Origin of the sequence: Erythrobacter sp. MTPC3 (assembly GCF_042854385.1) — a bacterium.
Classification (GTDB): Bacteria; Pseudomonadota; Alphaproteobacteria; order Sphingomonadales; family Sphingomonadaceae; genus Erythrobacter.
In genome coordinates this window covers 70,855-87,565 of record NZ_BTGP01000007.1, presented here as the reverse complement: position 1 = coordinate 87,565, position 16,711 = coordinate 70,855, and the positions used below count along the sequence as shown (strand labels likewise).

Genomic DNA, 16,711 nt, shown 5'->3' with positions numbered 1-16,711 from the left:
GGCTTAAACCGCCGAGAGGGTCTTTGAACTCGTGCTGCCGGGTATGTGCTTCCAGCGCATCTTTGGCATCCTGCCAGCCCCTTCACTCCAGCCTCCAGTCGATTGCGCCGCGCCCGCGCGCTTCCAGAAAAGCATTCACCCGGCTGAAGGGGCGCGTGCCGAAAAATCCGCGGTGGGCCGATAACGGGCTGGGATGCGGGCTTTTGATGACGAGGTGGTGGTCGCCCCGGCCCAGCGCCGCGATCCGGTCCGCTTTCTTGGCCGCATGGCTGCCCCACAGGATAAACGCGCATGGATCGCCCCGCTCCGCAACCGCAGCGACGGCCGCATCGGTGATTGCGTCCCATCCGCGCCCGGCATGACTGCCCGCCTGGGCCTGCTCGACTGTCAGGGTATTGTTGAGCAGCAGCACGCCCTGCCGCGCCCACGGCGACAGGTCGCCAGATTGCGGGCGAGGGATGCCGAGATCGCTCTCCAGCTCCTTGAAGATATTTGCGAGCGACGGCGGCGGCTTCACCCCGTCCCGCACCGAAAACGCAAGGCCGTGCGCCTGCCCCGGCCCGTGATAGGGATCCTGCCCCAGAATAACCGCGCGAACATTCTCCAGCGGGGTCAGCGATAATGCCGCCAGCCGCTCCCCGCGCGGGGGATAGACGGTCTTGCCCGCATCCTCCTGCGCGCGCAGCCAGCCGCCCAGCTTGCGCGCCTCTGGCGTGGCAAGCGCGGGTTCCAGCGCAGCGCGCCAGCTTTCGGGTAGATCGTCCTGTGCCATGACGCTGTGCAGCCTACACCGCGCAGGCCAGATATCGCCACCGCCGCGTTTCCCGCTATCCCCCTTTCCCTAACCCCGCATGTGGCGTAGGGCAGCGCGCTATGGCCGTACATTTTCATGAAGAAGACCTGCCCGATGGCGTGCTGCAAGGCACCGGGGCGCTCGCCGTTGATACCGAGACGATGGGACTGATCACGCACCGCGACAGGCTGTGTGTCGTCCAAATCAGCGATGGATCGGGTGATGAACACTTGGTGCGCTTTTCACCGGGCAGCGAATATGACGCGCCCAACCTCAGCGCAATCCTCGCCGATGAAAGCCGGGTAAAGCTGTATCACTATGCGCGGTTCGATCTTGCCGCGCTGTATTATTACCTCGGCGTAATGGCCGCGCCAGTGTTCTGCACGAAGATCGCGAGCAAGCTTGTGCGGACCTATACCGACCGGCACGGGCTTAAAAACCTCACCGATGAATTGCTGGGCGAAAGCATATCAAAACAGCAGCAAAGCTCCGACTGGGGCGGGCCGGTGCTGAACGATGCGCAGCGCGATTACGCCGCGTCCGACGTGCGGTTCCTGCACCGCCTGCGTGATGAGCTGACCAAGCGGCTGGAACGCGAAGGTCGCACGCACATTGCACAGGCATGTTTCGACTTCCTCCCCACCCGCGCGCAGCTCGATATTGCCGGCTGGGCCGAACACGACATTTTCAACCACTCCTGAAAGCCAAGAGCCACGTAAACGCGCCATGGTCCTGAAACGCCGCATAGAAACCAGTGAAGCGAAAGAACTGCGCGGAAAGCGCCAGCATTTCGCCGCGCCCGGCGGCTCGCACGACAAGCTGATCGGGTTTTTGGCGCGCGCATTGCCAGCGGGTGTCGGCGTGCTTGCGGCGCTGATGGTTATCACGCCGCTTTCCCCGCGCGGCGAGGTCAGCTTTCTGCTGGACCGTAACAAAGTCGCGGTGATCGATGAGCGGCTGAGCGTGGACAATGCGATGTATCGCGGGCGCGACAGCAAGGACCGCCCCTTTGCGGTATCGGCTGGCGACGCGGTGCAACGCTCCAGCGCGGAAGGGCTAGTGCGGATGGAGGATCTGGTGGCGCAATTGCTTCTTCCCGATGGCCCGGCGCGCCTCACAGCAAAAGGCGGCGTCTATGACATCGACACCGAAATCGTCGCGATTGACGGCACCGTGCTGCTGAACGCCGCCGATGGATATTCGATGCGGGCGAGCGGGGTTTCGGTTAATCTCGAAGAGCGCACTTTGATCGGTGATAACGGGGTCGAGGGGGAGGTGCCTGCGGGCAGCTTTTCCGCGCAGACCATGCGCGCCGATCTGGGTGAACGCACCGTCACACTCGATGGCGATGCCAGCCTGCGAATGATACCTGGCCGATTGAGGATGCCATGACAGCAATGAAAACCGCCGCCCCTGACCAGACCCCCTTCAGCGATCCCTGCGCAAAACCGCTGGGCAGGATGATGTTCGGCTGGATGGCGGGCGGATTTGCGCTTACCTGCGCGCTGGCAGGCGGTATCGCCGTGCAGGCGCAGGGCATCGCCTTGCACAACACCAACGCGCCAGTAAATTACGATGCGGGCACGATCGAATTGCAGGACCGGCAGAACCGCGTGACATTGTCCGGCGGGGTGATCGTGACGCAGGCCGGACTGACGGTGCGATCATCGCGGATGCTGGTGAACTTCACCGACACCGGATCGCTCGACATCCAGCGTATCACCGCGACCGGCGGAGTGACCGTGACGCGCGGCAGTGAACGCGCGACAGGCGATGTTGCGATCTACGATTTTGGCCGCCGGATTATCACGATGGCAGGCGATGTCAGCCTGCGCCGCGGAACAGACACGCTGAACGGCGGCAGGCTGGTGATTGATCTGGCAAGCGGCGTATCAAGCGTCGATGGGCGAGCATCGGGCGGGTCGGGCGAAGCGGGATCATCCGGCGGGCGCGTGACCGGCACATTCTCCGTCCCGCAATCGGACGACTAGGCTTTTACAAAAGCAACGGGCGCGCTCCACAGCGGGCCTTGCGATCAATATGCGTTGTCGTGACGCAGCACCGCTATCGTCTTCAGCACGATGATGAAATCAGTCAGCAGCGACCAGCGCGAGACATATTCCAGATCTGACTGAAGCCTGTCGGTCAGGTCCTTCTCCTGCTCCGTCGCGCCCCGGTGGCCGCGCACCTGCGCCAATCCGGTGAGCCCGGGTTTCAGACAGTGGCGCTGCCAGTATTGCTGATCCACTTCCCAGAAATATTTGTTGTTGGCCCGGCTGCCCAGCGCATGGGGACGCGGGCCGACAATCGACATTTCGCCGCGCAGGACGTTCAGGATTTGTGGCAGCTCATCAATGCTGGTCCTGCGGATGAAGGCGCCTATACGGGTGATCCGGTCATCGCTGCGTCCGGTCGATCGTGCGCCGTCCGCATCGAGGTTGTCGACCCGCATGGAGCGGAATTTGTACATGTCGAAAAACTGGTTGCCCCGCCCCAGACGGCGCTGGATGAAAAACACCGGTCCGCCATCCTCCAGCTTGATCGCGGCCGCCACGATCAGCAGAACCGGCGACAGGGCGAGCAGACCAGCTGATGCGACCACCATATCGAAAGCGCGCTTCCCAACCCGCCCGCGCAGTCCCAGCGGGCCGGTCGACACCACTAAAGTGGTGCGTGCGGGATCAACGTAGCGGTGGACGCCCAATGCGCCAAGATCATGCGCAGGCTCGCTCACGATTTCCCCGTGAACGCCGCTCGATTTCAGCAGGAACGCCCATTCCAGCCTGCGCGAACGGTCGCAGCTGACCACGACCTTGTCCTGATTGCGCAGCAGCTTGCCCAGCCTGTCCAGCATGAACGGATCGTGCCCGGTCGGATCGATGCCGAACTTCTTGGCCGATATGACATCCGCTGTATCGAGCGAGAATTTCGGCCCCTCATCGTCGATGACCAGAAAGTTGCGCGTGCGCCCGCCCCAGAACATGCCGATCAGTTTGATCATCGCCCAGCGCGACCACACCAATGCCGTCAAAAACAGCACCAGCCCTAGCGTGACGGCGACCCGCGAAAACTCGGCATTTGCCTTCATGTAGAACGCGATGAAGTTCACCATGGCGGCGGAAATGATGATGGCGATCACCGCCTGACGCGCGCCGAAAATCCAATCTCGAAGGGCGCGTCCGCTATACGTCGAATTGTAAAGAGCGATGGTGAAATACAGCGGCAGAATGGTCTGCGCAGCCAGCATGGTGCGGTTTTGCCACCACACGCCTTCATAGATATAGGCGGCGAAAATAAACGCTGCATGCAGCATCAATCCGTCGGCGATCAGCATCAGGGTGTAAGTGCGCAGACGGCGCCGTTCCAGCGACGGCGCGATCTTCGCTTCGGCCAAGCCGGGCAACGACCTATCGATTAGCGAGCCAGAAGGTTTGTTCATTATTGAAGCCTGACGCAGGGCTGCTTAGTATTTTTACCTAGTCGCTCCTACAGGGCATCTTCAACGTATTGCAACTGCGAGGAGGGCGTTGGGCGCAAATTTCAGCGCTTCGTCGCAAACCTGGCAATTTCAGCGAGGTCCTGAGCCAAAAACAGCTCGGCTGCCTGGCTGTTTGACAGCAATCGGCGGTGCAGGCCGATCAGGCGCGGGATCAGCCGGTCCAGTTTCTTGCGGTGCCAGCGCGTCAATTGCTGGCGGATATCGCGTTCTTCTTTCCAGAAAATACCGAGCTGCGCTTTCTCGCCCTTGCTCAAGTTATCGAACGACCCGCGCGGCCCCAGCCGGGCGGTGATCTGCGCAAGCTGAGCGGCGCGGCGTTCCAGCGCGAGCAGCAGACCGACCGGATTGAGGCCCAGTTCGCGCATCCGGCGAACTTCCTGTGAAAGCCGCCCGGTCTCGCCCCCCATGACCGCATTGACGACAGGCTGGAACCCGTCCTCTTCGGTCGCCGCGCCGATTTCGGCATACTCTTCAACGCTGGCGGATTTCGGGGACTGCGGATCGGCATCGCAGTAGAGCGCAAGTTTCGTCACTTCCGATTGCGCCAGCCGCACGTCCAGCCCGGCGGCGCGCGCAATGCGCTCCGCCAGATCGCCGCCCAGCCGCAAACCCGCCGCATCCGCCATTGCGCGAACCGATGCCGCGACCGACATCATGTCGGGCGGATAGAACATCGCGACCAGCGCATCGGCGCGCTTTTCCAGCAGCTTTGCGGTGCGCGATTTGTCGGTGGCAGAGGTCGCCACGACCAGCACCGGGGCCGCGTGGCCTGCGCCGCTCTCACCCGTTTCGATCAGCGCCTTGAGCGCATCATGCGCCTCGTCTCCGCTGGCCCTGACAAGAATGTGCCGCTTGTCGCCAAACAGGGATTCGGTGCGCGCCTCATCGCCCAGCAGCGCGGGATCGCGGCGCAGGTCGGCGCCCGACAGGTCTAACCGCTCGCCTGCATCGGGCATGGCTTCGATGATTTTGTCTGCCGCCGCCGATGCGCCCGCCTCGTCCGGTCCGCAGAAAAAGAAGATGCTTGCCTGCAACGCGCTGCGCGGAATACCGCGCGCGAAATCGGTATGCTTGGCCTTCATCGCGGCATCATTGCGGCGCGGTTTCCCCGGCCCTGCTGCGCAGCGTCAGGGCGATGCGCGTCGCCATCCGGTCGGCGACTTCCTTGGCGATGTTTTCCAGCGCGTATTGTTCAGCCGCGATGGTGGCGTATTCGCTGGAAACAACGTCGATACCCGCATCGAAGCCTTCGGTTGCGTCCAGCAATATCTCGCCGCTCGACAGGTCGACCAGTTGATACCGCGCCCGCAAAATCCGGCGTTCGCGGCTGATCGTGTCATCGTTGAGCACACCAAGCGCCTCAAGCGAATCGTCGAGCCGTACGTCGAGCCTGTAAGCGGGCGATACCTCGGAGCCGACCTTGCCCAGCCGTTCATTCAGCGCATTGCGCACCAGCCAGCCGCCGCGTCCCGGGATCGCAGGCACGTCCACCGCCGAAAGCCCCTGAATAACACCGGCAGAACTGCCACCGGAATAAAGCGGCTGGAGTCCGCAGCCCGAAAGCGGCAGAGCAAGAGCGGCGATCAGAGCGGCAGGCATCAGGGCGCGCAGGAAGGAGGGCGCAGTGCGCATCATGTCACGATATTCACCAACCGGTCCGGCACGACAATCACCTTGCGAATTTCAGCTCCGTCGATCGAACGCTGGACGTTCTCGCTCGCCAAGGCAAGCGCCTCCAGATCATCCTTCGCCGCCCCCTTGGGCGCGGTGATGGTGTCGCGCAGCTTGCCTTTATGCTGGATGGCGATGGTCACTTCATCCTCGACCAGCATGGCCGGATCGTGATCGGGCCATGCGGCATCCGCGATCAGGGTGTCATGGCCCATGATCGCATAGGCCTCTTCGGCGAGATGCGGCATCATCGGGCTGACGAGGTGCAGCACCGCCCGGATGGCAAAATTGCGGCTTTCGCTCGGCGCGGCTTTTTCCGCTGCGGCGGTGAGTTCGTAAATGCGCGCAACCGCCTTGTTAAAGCCAAGCGCCTCGATATCCTCGGCAACGGCAACAATGGCCTGATGCGCCTTACGGGCTAGAGCCTTGTCCTCTCCGGTCGCGCCCGTGTCAAAGCTGCCGAACAGCCGCCAGAGCCGCTGGACAAAACGCGAGCATCCCTCGATCCCGCTATCGGACCACGGCAGGTCGCGTTCGGGCGGGCTGTCGGACAGCATGAACCAGCGCACCGCGTCTGCGCCGTACTGGTCGATGATGTTGTCAGGATCGACGACGTTCTTCTTCGATTTCGACATCTTGACGACGCGGCCAGCGGTGACCGGCGCGCCGTCTTCGATCCGGGTCCAATCGGCTCCGTCCTTTCGCACTTCGTCCGGCGAAAGCCAGCTGCCATCGCCCAGGCTATACGTCTCATGCGTGACCATGCCCTGCGTAAACAGCGCCGCAAACGGCTCTTTCACATCCAGCTTGCCAATATGGGCGAGCGCGCGGGTCCAGAACCGGGCATAGAGCAAGTGCAGGATCGCGTGTTCAATTCCGCCGATATAATGCTGCACCGGCATCCACTTGGCGACTTCCTCCGCATCGAACGGAGCATCGTCCGGCTGGCTGGCAAAGCGCAGGAAATACCAGCTGGAATTGGTAAAGGTGTCGAGCGTGTCTGTCTCCCGCACAGCTTCGCCGCCGCATTGCGGACATGCAACATGCTTCCATGTGGGGTGGCGTTCCAGCGGGTTGCCGGGCGTTTCGAAATCGACATCTTCTGGCAGAGTGACGGGCAACTGGTCCTTTGGCACGGGAACCACGCCGCAGGCATCGCAGTGAATGAACGGGATCGGCGTGCCCCAGTAACGCTGGCGCGAAACGCCCCAATCGCGCAGCCGCCAAACGGTGGTGCCATTGCCCCAGCCGCCCGTTTCAGCGCGTGTGATAACTTCGGCCTTGGCATCCTCGACGCTCATCCCGTCGAGGAAGTCCGAATTGACGATCACACCGTCCCCCGGCTCCGCCTCGCCAGCCATTGGCGCATCGCCGGCAGCGGGATCGCTGGCGACGACGCGCTGGATCGGCAGGCTGTATTTGGTCGCAAATTCGAAATCGCGCTGGTCGTGTCCCGGCACGCCCATGACCGCGCCAGTGCCGTAATCCATCAGCACGAAATTCGCGATGAAGACCGGAAGAGCCTCTCCGCTAAAAGGATGCTGTGCCGTGATCCCAGTGTCGAAGCCGAGCTTTTCCGCTGTCTCCAGCTCCGCCGCGGTGGTGCCGCCGCGTTTGCACTCCTCAATAAATGCCGCCGCATCCGCATTGTCAGCGGCGATGCCCTGCGCAATCGGGTGGTCAGCGGCAATCGCGCAGAAACTCGCGCCGAAAATCGTGTCGGGACGGGTCGTGTACACGGGCAGCTTTTCGCCGCTCGACAGATCAAAGCTAAACTCAAGGCCAGACGATTTGCCGATCCAGTTTTCCTGCATCAGCCGCACTTTTTCCGGCCAGTCTTCCAGCTCATCAAGTCCGGCCAGCAGCTCTTCGGCAAAGTCGGTGATTTTCAGAAACCACTGGTCGAGCTTGCGCTTTTCAACCTCGGCGCCTGATCGCCAGCCCTTGCCGTCGATCACCTGTTCGTTGGCGAGCACGGTCATATCGACCGGGTCCCAGTTCACCTCGCTTGACCGGCGATAGACCAGCCCGCCTGCATACATGTCGAGGAACAGTGCCTGTTCGTGGCCGTAATATTCCGGGTCGCAGGTCGCAAATTCGCGCGTCCAGTCGAGCGCAAATCCGATGCGTTTCAGCTGCGCCTTCATCCCTTCGATATTGGCGCGGGTCCAGCTGCCGGGATGCACTTTCTTTTCCATCGCGGCGTTTTCGGCCGGCATTCCGAATGCGTCCCAACCCATCGGGTGGAGCACTTCATGGCCGCGCATCTTTTTATAGCGCGCCAGCACATCGCCCATCGTGTAATTGCGCACGTGCCCCATGTGGATGCGGCCCGATGGATAGGGGAACATCTCGAGGATAAAGCTTTTCGGCTTTTCGCTGGAGGAATCGGCGGTGAATGTGCCCGCATCTTCCCACGCGCGCTGCCAGCGCCCGTCTGCCGAGGACGGATCGAATCGATTATCAGTCATGGTAAAACCGCTAGTGCGATTGCGATCAGGAAGCGAGAGCCTTGCGCCGCAGATCACGTGCCTTGGTGAGGATGATGTCCTCCAGCTTTTGCACGGTCGCCGCCTGAACCGGTGCATCGACCCAGCGCCCGCTCTGCGAAACCTGGCGGCTGGCCGCGACGCGCAGGGCGTCAGCGCGCAAATCCTGGTCGAGGATCGTGACCGTCAGCTTCACACGTTCATCCGGGTTGGATGGGTTCGCATACCAATCGGTCGCGATCACGCCGCCATTGCTGTCGGCAGAGGCAAGCGGGGCGAAACTGACCGTGTCGAGCGCAGCGCGCCACAGAAACGCGTTCACGCCGATTGTGTTGATCTGCGCCGATTGCAGTTCGGTGGTCGGACGCTCATTGCCGCCGCATGCGGCGAGACCGAGGGCGGCTGCGCCGACAAAAGCGATGCGGGTCGTTTGCAAAAAGGCGTATTTGGCGCGTGTCACAACAAGAAAATCCTTTGGCTGTCTTCCATGGCTCTATAACCCGCGCACCGCGCGCGGCAAGCGCCTAGCGTTCGCTACCCGCAGGTCAGCGACTGGCGAAGCAGGGCGATAAAGGCCATTTTTCGCCTTAAGCCGGGCTGAACCTGTGCGCCGCCCCTACCCCCGCCCGCGCGGCCATCGCGGCATCGCCGCCGCCGCTGTTTATGTGTGGCTAGGGCAACAGTTCTGGTTTTAAGCGACTCTTTCCATGTGGAAAACATTGCGCGCCAGCGACTTATAAGCCTACTATTTCACTCGATTGCACAGGCGACTCGGCTCCGGGTCATCATGCAGACTTCATTACCGGTTAAGGCGGGAACCGTTTTTAAGGATTGAAGTTGAGATTTTATCGCAGCCGTTTTTGAACGATGCGACAACGGAAGAGGTTGGTTAAGTGGCAAAGCCAGTGATCAGGTCAGCAAAAAAGCAGCGTCAGCTGCCGCTGCTTGGCATGGCCGGCGCTCTTATGCTTGCCCTGCCAACCGCCAGTCTGGCCGTTGTTGGACTGGATCAGGGCTCAAACGCCGACGAAGCATCGGCTTTCGACCTGTTCACGCCCGCATCGGTTGATCCCGAACTTGCCGCCCGCATCGCTGATAAAGCGCGGGCCAAGGGTATCCGGTTTACTCCAGCGGGCGCGAACCCTGCGCTGCGCGGCAAGACGGTAACCGTCGCAATCCGCGTCGATGCCGAAACCGCGAACGCCATTTCGGTCCGCTCCGCAGCCAATTCGGTGCCGGGCGCCGGCGAATCGATCGCCGCACTGCGCTCCAGCAAATTCAACCTTGGCACGGCGCGCGGCTATCAAAGCTTTGCCCGCGAGATCGAACTGCCCAGCAATGTTCGCAGTCTGTCGATGCCCGACCTCAGCGAGTTTGAACCTGCCAAGCCGCAGGTTTCGGACAAGCCGAGCCGGCTTCAGCCGCGGATCGAGCTTGAAGATGAAGCGATTGCCGGTCGTTCGGTCAACACGCTGGACGCAATCGGATCACAAACCGTCGATGTCGGCGGCAGCTTCAGCCTTTCGTCGAAAGTCGATGTAACCGCTGGTGTGCGTTATTCGCAGGAACGCGAGCGGCTTGATCCGCTGACCAGTGAGCAGCAGGACAGCCAGGCTGTCTATGTCGGAACCCAGATCCGTTTCTGACCTACCCCAGACATTCGTATGCAAGACCCCGCTTCGGCGGGGTTTTTCTTTGCCTTACGTAACGTCACGTCGCATCATACCCTCCGAATAACGCTCAGGAGGATTGCCATGAACCGTGTTGCTGTTGTTACTGGAGGAACGCGCGGGATCGGACGCGCTATTTGCGAACAATTGAAAGCGGACGGCTTCAACGTCGTGGCCAATTATGCCGGCAATGACGAGGCTGCCCAGCAATGCACCGAGGAAGCGGGCATCCCGTGTTACAAATTCGACGTTGGCGACCATGAAGCCGTGCTGGAGGGATGCACGCAGATCTCCGCCGAAATCGGCCCGATCGAAGTGGTCGTGAACAACGCCGGAATTACCCGCGACGGGACGCTGCACAAAATGTCATTCGAGGACTGGAACGATGTGATGCGCATCAATCTGGGCGGCTGTTTCAACATGTCGAAAGCGTGCTTTCCCGGGATGCGGGAGCGCGGCTGGGGCCGGATCGTCAATATCGGTTCGATCAACGGGCAGGCCGGCCAATACGGCCAGGTCAATTACGCCGCCGCAAAATCCGGCATCCACGGCTTTACCAAGGCGCTGGCGCAGGAAGGCGCGAGAGCCGGCATCACCGTCAACGCCATCGCCCCGGGCTATATCGACACGGACATGGTCGCCGCCGTCCCGCAGGGCGTGCTGGACAAGATTGTCGCCAAAATTCCCGTCGGCAGGCTGGGTCAGGCCGAAGAAATCGCGCGCGGCGTCAGCTTCCTGTGTTCGGAAGACGCAGGCTTTGTCACGGGATCGACCATGAGCATTAATGGCGGCCAGCATATGTATTGACTGGTGTGGACAGCCCCCATTTTCAGCTGCGCTTTATTTGATCCAGTAGCCGCCAACCTCGTACCGACCATCTTTCTGAACCAGCGTCACGGTTTCGATGACGCTTTCTTTGTTTTCGAAATCGGTTGTAAATTGAACAAGGCGGTAGTCTATCGACGACGCTTTCACAGCTCCGAATTGCAGCAATTCGCGCTTGGTGACAGCGCCTAGAGGTTCGATGCTCTGCCGCATCGCATTTTCGAAGGTCGCCAAGTCAATAAAATTCGGCATTGAGCTGGCTTCAAACCCGCCCTTCCAGTCATTCGCGTCGACGAATGTCAGCCAATCGCGCGCGACAGTCTCAAGTGGATCGAGGACTTCGGTTGGTGGAGCAGATTGCATTGCAGTATCAGCCTTTGCGTTGTCGCGAGTTTCAGCATTATTCGGCAATTTTGGTCCGGTTTCTATTCCGGACGGCGCGAATGCTAGCGTCAACGCAAATATCAAAGACACGACGATTACTCCTCCAATCAGCCATGGGCGGAACCGCCCGACACCCAATTGATCGGTTGAAACGTCCGTCAGTGCATCCCCCATTTGCTTGGTTACAAGACTTTCGTTGCCATTCGCTTCGCTCTCGAGCAGCAACCGCGCCGCCTCCCGGCTGCTCGTCACCCCCAATTTGCGCCGCGCACTGCGCAACCGTTCGTTGATGGTGTGCACGGACAGATCGAGTTCGCACGCCGCAGATTTGGCACCGTGCCCCCGCACGATAAGGCGCAGCGTCTCTTTCTCTTTTTCGGTCAGAGCGTCGAGCGTGTCAGACATGGAACTGCTATAAATCCCGGCAGCCCGCCAGCCACCCCCAATTTCTTGTTATTCGGACGGGATCCGCCGTTTGGCCGCGCAACTCCGGAACGCGCGGCTTACTCGGTCATTTAGCTCGCATGACCACAACGCCCGACCTTACCGAAGCAGAAACCAGCGCGGTCATCGAAATGGCGCTGAGCGACCACATCGCTTTTGCCGAGATCGAGGCGCAGTTCGGCCTTTCGGACAAACAGGTCAAAGTGCTCATGCGCAGCAATCTAAAGCCATCAAGCTACCGCACATGGCGCAAACGGGTGCGGGAATTTTCCGACCGGCGCGAACACTACAAATAAAGCGGCAGCGCCGCCGCGCGTTTTCCTACAGGCATGGCGCACGCTAAGGGCGGAACTTGCTCTTTGAAATTGTATCCCTGCTTGAAAACGCCGCTTTGGCGCCGGCCATGTTGGACAAGTGTCACCCGTGTCCTACACCGCCTTTTGCAGAAATGTCAGTATGTTACCGTGTAGGGCGTGCATGACACTTCGCCCGATCTGTCATGCGGTGCCTACATCGGTTATTATCTGTGGCACATGACCACGCCGCTTTATCATCCCCCCGTCAAACGGTCGGTCGAAATTGCCGGACACAAGACCTCGATCAGTCTTGAGCCGGTTTTCTGGGACATGTTGAAAGCCGCTGCCGAACGCGAAGGCGTGCCGATCAACGCGCTGGTCGCGCGGATCGATGCGGTGCGCATTGCCGCCGAAACACCGCCTGGCCTCGCCAGCGCAATCCGCGTTTGGCTCGTCAGCCAGTTCTGAAGCCTAGTCGTCGCCGACCCGCTCAATATCGGCGCCCACCAATTGCAGCTTTTCCTCCAGCCGCTCATATCCGCGGTCGAGGTGATAGATGCGCCGCACCGTAGTTTCGCCCTCCGCGGCGAGCGCGGCAATGATCAGGCTCATCGAGGCACGCAGATCGGTTGCCATCACCTCTGCGCCGGTCAGCGCGACCGGGCCTTTTACGATAGCCGTGCGGCCCTCTGTTGAAATGTCCGCCCCCATCCGGGTCAGTTCGGGCACGTGCATGAAACGGTTTTCGAAAATCGTTTCTTTGAGAACGCTGGTGCCGCCTGCCTTGCACAGCAGGCTCATCAACTGGGCCTGCATATCGGTGGCGAGGCCCGGAAACGGCGCGGTGGTCAGGTCCACCGGTTTCAAACCGCCATTGGCAGCGACAGTTACGCCGTTCTTGTCCTCGGTGATTTCCAGCCCGATTGATCGCAGTGCGGCGAGCGAAGATATCATGTCGCTTGCCCGCGCGCCTTCCAATCGCACTTCACCGCCGGTGATCGCTGCGGCGCAAGCATAGGAGCCTGCCTCGATCCGATCCGGCATCACTTTATAGGTCGCGCCGTTCAGCCGCTTTACCCCGTGGATGGTCAGTTCCGAAGTGCCGATCCCTTCGATCTCTGCCCCCATCGCGGTCAGCAGGTTGCAAAGGTCGACAATCTCCGGCTCGCGCGCTGCGCCGGTCAGGCGGCTGGTGCCATTGGCCATGACCGCCGCCATCAGCGCGTTTTCGGTCGCGCCGACGGACACAACAGGAAAGTCGAAATCGCCGCCCGGCATGCCGCCATCGGGCTGCGAAGCGCGCACATAACCCTGCGCCATCTCGATTTCCGCGCCGAACGCTTCGAGAGCTTTGAGGTGGAGGTCGATCGGCCGGTTGCCAATCGCGCAGCCGCCCGGCAGCGACACCTTCGCCTCACCCGTGCGGGCCAGCAGCGGGCCGAGCACAAGGATTGAGGCGCGCATTTTGCGAACGAGGTCATACGGCGCGACGCTGGAGGTGATGCGCGATGCCTCGAATGTAACGACCCGGCCAAAATCCTCGGGCCGCTTGCCCTGAATACCCACCGATACGCCGAACTGGGTCATCAGGTGCTGGAACCCGTCAATATCAGCGAGGCGCGGAAGATTGCGCAGCGTCAGCGGTTCTTCGGTCAGCAAAGCGCACGGGATCAGCGTAAGTGCAGCGTTCTTGGCCCCGGAAATGGGCACCGTGCCCGACAAGCGGTTGCCGCCGCGAATGATTAATTTATCCATGCCTTTGCCCAATACCCCTTTTGAAACGCGCGGCAACTCCAGTGATAGGTTGCCTGCGTCATATCATTGCAACCATAACCGCCCAATTGACCTTGCGATCCCGCAAACCCTAAGCGAGCCATCATGAGCAACCAGAAACCAATCAGAAAAGCCGTCTTCCCAGTTGCGGGGCTTGGCACACGTTTCCTGCCTGCGACCAAGGCTATTCCGAAAGAGCTGCTGCCGATCGTCGACCGGCCGCTGATCCAGTACGCCGTTGACGAAGCGCGCGAGGCCGGGATCGAGCAGATGATCTTTGTCACGGGCCGCGGCAAAACAGCCATCGTCGAACATTTCGACGTCGCTTTTGAGCTCGAAAGCATGATGAGCGAGCGCGGCAAGGATATGAGCGTGCTGGACCCGACCCGTGCGACGCCCGGTGACATTATCACGGTCCGCCAACAGGTGCCGATGGGCCTTGGCCATGCGATCTGGTGCGCGCGCGCGATTGTGGGCGATGAACCCTTCGCCATTTTCCTCCCTGATGAACTGATGGTCGGGAAGAAAGGCGGCAGCGGCTGCATGAAACAGATGGTCGATGCCTATACAGAGGTCGGCGGTAACCTGATCAGCGTCCTCGAAGTGCCGATGGAGGAGGTTTCGAGTTACGGCGTGATCTCTCCCGGCGCAGAAAACGGCGCACTTACCGAAGTGACCGGGCTGGTGGAAAAACCGCCCGTGGCAGAGGCTCCGTCAAACAAGATCGTCTCGGGCCGCTACATTTTGCAGCCCGAAGTGATGCGGACGCTGGAAACGCAGGGCAAGGGCGCAGGCGGCGAAATCCAGCTGACCGATGCGATGGCCCGCATGATCGGCACCCAGCCGTTCCACGCGGTGACCTTTGACGGGAACCGCTACGATTGCGGCAGCAAAACCGGCTTTGTCGAGGCGACGCTCGCATTGGCGCTCGAACGCGAAGACATGGGCGCAGATGTGCGCGCAATTGCGGAACGCCTGCTGAAATAGGCGCACTTTGCGCGCTCAAACGAAAAGCCCCGGAGATGCAGCGGCACCTCCGGGGCTTGGTTTCTCAGGTGTGGGCCTGCTTACTCGGCAGCCTCATCCGTTTCCATCGGACGCATCGGCTCTTCATCGCCAGAGTTTTCTGCGGCCGGCGTTTCGTTTTCGATACCCAGGTTGGAAAGCGCCTGCGCTGCATCGGAGGATGGATCATCCGCAGCCGCCTGGACCAGCGTTCCCAATGATGAACCGTTAAGGCCCAGCTCTTTCATAAGCCCGTCAAGCACCGGCGCCTGCGCGCGGTAGGCTAGGGCCGCCGACACGGCATCGCTGGCAAGGTTGCCCGATCCGCCGCCAGAGCCGCGAGAGCCGCCCGTGCCGGAACCGCCGCCTCCATTGTTGGTGAGGCCGTCGACCTGAACAATCTTGATCGAATCAATTGCTTCCATCGGCTTCGCGCTCTCCCGGATGATCTCCGGCAGCACCTTCAGCAGAGCGAGCTTTGTCTGCAGGCTTATCTGATCCATCGATAGGATGTTAGCAGCCTCGTTAATCGCTTCCTGACCTGCAGCTTCGACTTCGAACCGGACCCGGTCTGCCTCGGCGCGAAGGATTTGCGCGTCGGCATCGCCTTTCGCCTCAAGGCGTGAAGCCTCGGCGCGGTTGGTGGCGGCATCTCTTTCAGCTTCGGCTTCGACCTTGATCCCGATGGCTTCGCGTTCGGCCTGCTTCGCCGCCTCGATCAACTCGATCTTTTTCTGACGTTCCGCAATCTCGCTTTCACGCGACGTCGCCACCTGCTCCTCGGCTGCCACCGCCTTGGCGCGCGCAGCGTCGGCTTCAGCCTTGGCCTGGCTTTCCTCGCGCGATTTGTTCTGGACAGCGATCTGCTGTTCCTGACGGGCAATCTCGAGCGCACGCTGCTGGTCGATCCGTGCCTCTTCGACGAGCCGATCAGCCTCGATCTGCTGCGCATCGACCTGCTTTTTCGCCTCGATCCGCGCCGCATCGGCTTCACGCTGACGCTCTGCCTGTTCGCGGGCGATTTCCGACATCTGGCTGGCACGGCGGATTTCAACTTCGCGTTCCTGGCCAAGCCGGGCGTATTCGGTGTCGCGCCCAATTTCGAAGCTTTTCTGGTCGGCTTCGAGGTTTTTCGTCTCCATCTGGACGCGCGTGTCCTGCTCGATATCGTTACGCAGTTTCTTGCGCGCTTCGATCTGCTCGGTCAGTTTGGTCAGACCTTCGGCGTCGAACGCGTTGTTGGCGTTGAAGTGTTCGATGCTGGTCTGATCGAGTCCCGTTAGCGAGACCGATTCCAGCTCAAGCCCGTTCATCGCAAGATCGTTCGAGGAGACCTGCTGCACTTTCTGGACGAAGTCGGCGCGCTGTTCGTGCAATTCGTTCATGCTCATCCCAGCCGCAACCGAACGCAGCGCATCGACGAATTTACCCTCGACCAGATCTTTGAGCATTTCTGGCTGCATGGTCCGCTGACCCAGGGTCTGTGCGGCCATTGCGATGGCCCCTGCATCGGGGCGGACACGGACGTAAAATTCCGCTTTTACGTCGATCCGAAGCCGGTCGAGCGTAATCAGCGCCTCGGCATCGCGGCGGATTACCGCCAGCACCAGCGTGTTCATGTTGACGGGCATAGTCTCGTGAAAGACCGGCAGCACCAATGCGCCGCCATTCATGACGACTTTTTCGCCGCCTACGCCGGTCCGCACGAAAGCCGTTTCCTTCGACGCGCGCCGGTAGAGCATCGTCATCGATATCACGATCACGAAGAAAGCTAGGATCGCGATCCCTGCCCAGATTAAGATGTCGAGATATTCCATTATTCCTCCTGTCCAATTTTCAAATGCGGCGGCTGCGGTATGGAT

General features: G+C 60.9%; 17 protein-coding genes. 8 read left to right on the top strand and 9 right to left on the bottom strand.

Going from position 1 to position 16,711, the window contains the following annotated elements; all coding sequences use genetic code 11:
- Positions 1-82: 82 nt before the first annotated feature.
- Positions 83-772: a uracil-DNA glycosylase gene (ung, locus tag ACGHU1_RS10840; protein WP_390586786.1), complete on the bottom strand. Its 690-nt coding sequence runs from the start codon at positions 770-772 to the stop codon at positions 83-85.
- Between the two features lie 101 nt (positions 773-873).
- On the opposite strand from ung, the gene ACGHU1_RS10835 reads away from it, so the two are divergent.
- The 3 genes from ACGHU1_RS10835 to ACGHU1_RS10825 all read left to right on the top strand — a co-directional run bounded on the left by ACGHU1_RS10835 (position 874) and on the right by ACGHU1_RS10825 (position 2,784).
- A complete protein-coding gene (locus ACGHU1_RS10835; protein ID WP_390586785.1) occupies positions 874-1,494 on the top strand; it encodes a ribonuclease D in 621 nt (206 codons plus the stop codon).
- 25 nt (positions 1,495-1,519) lie between these two features.
- On the top strand, positions 1,520-2,185 hold the full coding sequence (lptC, locus tag ACGHU1_RS10830) for an LPS export ABC transporter periplasmic protein LptC (RefSeq protein ID WP_390586782.1): 666 nt from the start codon (positions 1,520-1,522) through the stop codon (positions 2,183-2,185).
- 68 nt (positions 2,186-2,253) lie between these two features.
- On the top strand, positions 2,254-2,784 hold the full coding sequence (locus tag ACGHU1_RS10825) for an LptA/OstA family protein (RefSeq protein WP_390587041.1): 531 nt from the start codon (positions 2,254-2,256) through the stop codon (positions 2,782-2,784).
- Between the two features lie 44 nt (positions 2,785-2,828).
- Here the strand turns inward: ACGHU1_RS10825 and ACGHU1_RS10820 are convergent, their stop codons facing one another.
- The 5 genes from ACGHU1_RS10820 to ACGHU1_RS10800 form a co-directional block, all read right to left on the bottom strand.
- Positions 2,829-4,232, bottom strand: coding sequence for a sugar transferase (locus ACGHU1_RS10820; protein ID WP_390586780.1), 1,404 nt, complete (start codon positions 4,230-4,232; stop codon positions 2,829-2,831).
- Positions 4,233-4,333: 101 nt separating this feature from the next.
- Positions 4,334-5,374, bottom strand: a complete 1,041-nt coding sequence (gene holA, locus ACGHU1_RS10815) for a DNA polymerase III subunit delta (protein WP_390586777.1) — start codon at positions 5,372-5,374, stop codon at positions 4,334-4,336.
- Positions 5,375-5,381: 7 nt separating this feature from the next.
- The gene (lptE, locus tag ACGHU1_RS10810) at positions 5,382-5,924 is read right to left on the bottom strand and encodes an LPS assembly lipoprotein LptE (RefSeq protein ID WP_390587039.1); all 543 of its coding nucleotides are present in this window, start codon (positions 5,922-5,924) and stop codon (positions 5,382-5,384) included.
- Positions 5,924-8,434 (bottom strand): leucine--tRNA ligase, encoded by a 2,511-nt coding sequence (gene leuS / locus ACGHU1_RS10805; protein WP_390586776.1) that lies wholly within the window; start codon positions 8,432-8,434, stop codon positions 5,924-5,926. Before leuS ends, lptE begins: the two co-directional genes overlap by 1 nt.
- Before the next feature lie 25 nt (positions 8,435-8,459).
- Positions 8,460-8,912, bottom strand: coding sequence for a DUF3576 domain-containing protein (locus ACGHU1_RS10800; protein WP_390586773.1), 453 nt, complete (start codon positions 8,910-8,912; stop codon positions 8,460-8,462).
- A gap of 445 nt (positions 8,913-9,357) precedes the next feature.
- Between ACGHU1_RS10800 and ACGHU1_RS10795 the strand changes: the two genes are divergently transcribed.
- A complete protein-coding gene (locus ACGHU1_RS10795; RefSeq protein WP_390586771.1) occupies positions 9,358-10,098 on the top strand; it encodes a hypothetical protein in 741 nt (246 codons plus the stop codon).
- Positions 10,099-10,206: 108 nt separating this feature from the next.
- Positions 10,207-10,929: an acetoacetyl-CoA reductase gene (gene phbB / locus ACGHU1_RS10790; RefSeq protein WP_390586768.1), complete on the top strand. Its 723-nt coding sequence runs from the start codon at positions 10,207-10,209 to the stop codon at positions 10,927-10,929.
- A 33-nt stretch (positions 10,930-10,962) separates the two neighbouring features.
- Here phbB and ACGHU1_RS10785 read toward each other — a convergent pair whose 3' ends face one another.
- Entirely contained in the window at positions 10,963-11,736 is a 774-nt protein-coding gene (locus tag ACGHU1_RS10785) for a DUF4019 domain-containing protein (RefSeq protein WP_390586765.1), read from the bottom strand.
- A gap of 119 nt (positions 11,737-11,855) precedes the next feature.
- Here ACGHU1_RS10785 and ACGHU1_RS10780 point away from each other — a divergent pair, with 119 nt between their 5' ends.
- Positions 11,856-12,071: a TIGR03643 family protein gene (locus ACGHU1_RS10780; RefSeq protein ID WP_390586763.1), complete on the top strand. Its 216-nt coding sequence runs from the start codon at positions 11,856-11,858 to the stop codon at positions 12,069-12,071.
- A gap of 237 nt (positions 12,072-12,308) precedes the next feature.
- Positions 12,309-12,539, top strand: coding sequence for a ribbon-helix-helix domain-containing protein (locus ACGHU1_RS10775; protein WP_390587037.1), 231 nt, complete (start codon positions 12,309-12,311; stop codon positions 12,537-12,539).
- Positions 12,540-12,542: 3 nt separating this feature from the next.
- Here the strand turns inward: ACGHU1_RS10775 and murA are convergent, their stop codons facing one another.
- Entirely contained in the window at positions 12,543-13,826 is a 1,284-nt protein-coding gene (gene murA / locus ACGHU1_RS10770) for a UDP-N-acetylglucosamine 1-carboxyvinyltransferase (protein WP_390586761.1), read from the bottom strand.
- A 123-nt stretch (positions 13,827-13,949) separates the two neighbouring features.
- Here murA and ACGHU1_RS10765 point away from each other — a divergent pair, with 123 nt between their 5' ends.
- Positions 13,950-14,831 carry a UTP--glucose-1-phosphate uridylyltransferase gene (locus tag ACGHU1_RS10765; protein ID WP_390586759.1) on the top strand — a complete coding sequence of 294 codons (882 nt, stop codon included), beginning with the start codon at positions 13,950-13,952 and terminating at the stop codon, positions 14,829-14,831.
- An 80-nt stretch (positions 14,832-14,911) separates the two neighbouring features.
- Here ACGHU1_RS10765 and ACGHU1_RS10760 read toward each other — a convergent pair whose 3' ends face one another.
- Complete coding sequence (locus ACGHU1_RS10760; RefSeq protein ID WP_390587035.1) at positions 14,912-16,597, bottom strand: flotillin family protein; 1,686 nt, start codon at positions 16,595-16,597, stop codon at positions 14,912-14,914.
- Between the last annotated feature and the right edge of the window lie 114 nt (positions 16,598-16,711).

Coding starts and splice junctions, on each gene's coding strand:
- lptC (WP_390586782.1), top strand. CDS start 1,520: ATGGTCCTGAAACGCCGCATAGAAACCAGTGAAGCGAAAGAACTGCGC.
- lptE (WP_390587039.1), bottom strand. CDS start 5,924: ATGCGCACTGCGCCCTCCTTCCTGCGCGCCCTGATGCCTGCCGCTCTG.
- ACGHU1_RS10785 (WP_390586765.1), bottom strand. CDS start 11,736: ATGTCTGACACGCTCGACGCTCTGACCGAAAAAGAGAAAGAGACGCTG.
- murA (WP_390586761.1), bottom strand. CDS start 13,826: ATGGATAAATTAATCATTCGCGGCGGCAACCGCTTGTCGGGCACGGTG.
- ACGHU1_RS10825 (WP_390587041.1), top strand. CDS start 2,254: ATGATGTTCGGCTGGATGGCGGGCGGATTTGCGCTTACCTGCGCGCTG.
- ung (WP_390586786.1), bottom strand. CDS start 772: ATGGCACAGGACGATCTACCCGAAAGCTGGCGCGCTGCGCTGGAACCC.
- leuS (WP_390586776.1), bottom strand. CDS start 8,434: ATGACTGATAATCGATTCGATCCGTCCTCGGCAGACGGGCGCTGGCAG.
- ACGHU1_RS10760 (WP_390587035.1), bottom strand. CDS start 16,597: ATGACGATGCTCTACCGGCGCGCGTCGAAGGAAACGGCTTTCGTGCGG.
- ACGHU1_RS10780 (WP_390586763.1), top strand. CDS start 11,856: ATGACCACAACGCCCGACCTTACCGAAGCAGAAACCAGCGCGGTCATC.
- holA (WP_390586777.1), bottom strand. CDS start 5,374: ATGAAGGCCAAGCATACCGATTTCGCGCGCGGTATTCCGCGCAGCGCG.
- ACGHU1_RS10835 (WP_390586785.1), top strand. CDS start 874: ATGGCCGTACATTTTCATGAAGAAGACCTGCCCGATGGCGTGCTGCAA.
- ACGHU1_RS10765 (WP_390586759.1), top strand. CDS start 13,950: ATGAGCAACCAGAAACCAATCAGAAAAGCCGTCTTCCCAGTTGCGGGG.
- ACGHU1_RS10820 (WP_390586780.1), bottom strand. CDS start 4,232: ATGAACAAACCTTCTGGCTCGCTAATCGATAGGTCGTTGCCCGGCTTG.
- ACGHU1_RS10775 (WP_390587037.1), top strand. CDS start 12,309: ATGACCACGCCGCTTTATCATCCCCCCGTCAAACGGTCGGTCGAAATT.
- phbB (WP_390586768.1), top strand. CDS start 10,207: ATGAACCGTGTTGCTGTTGTTACTGGAGGAACGCGCGGGATCGGACGC.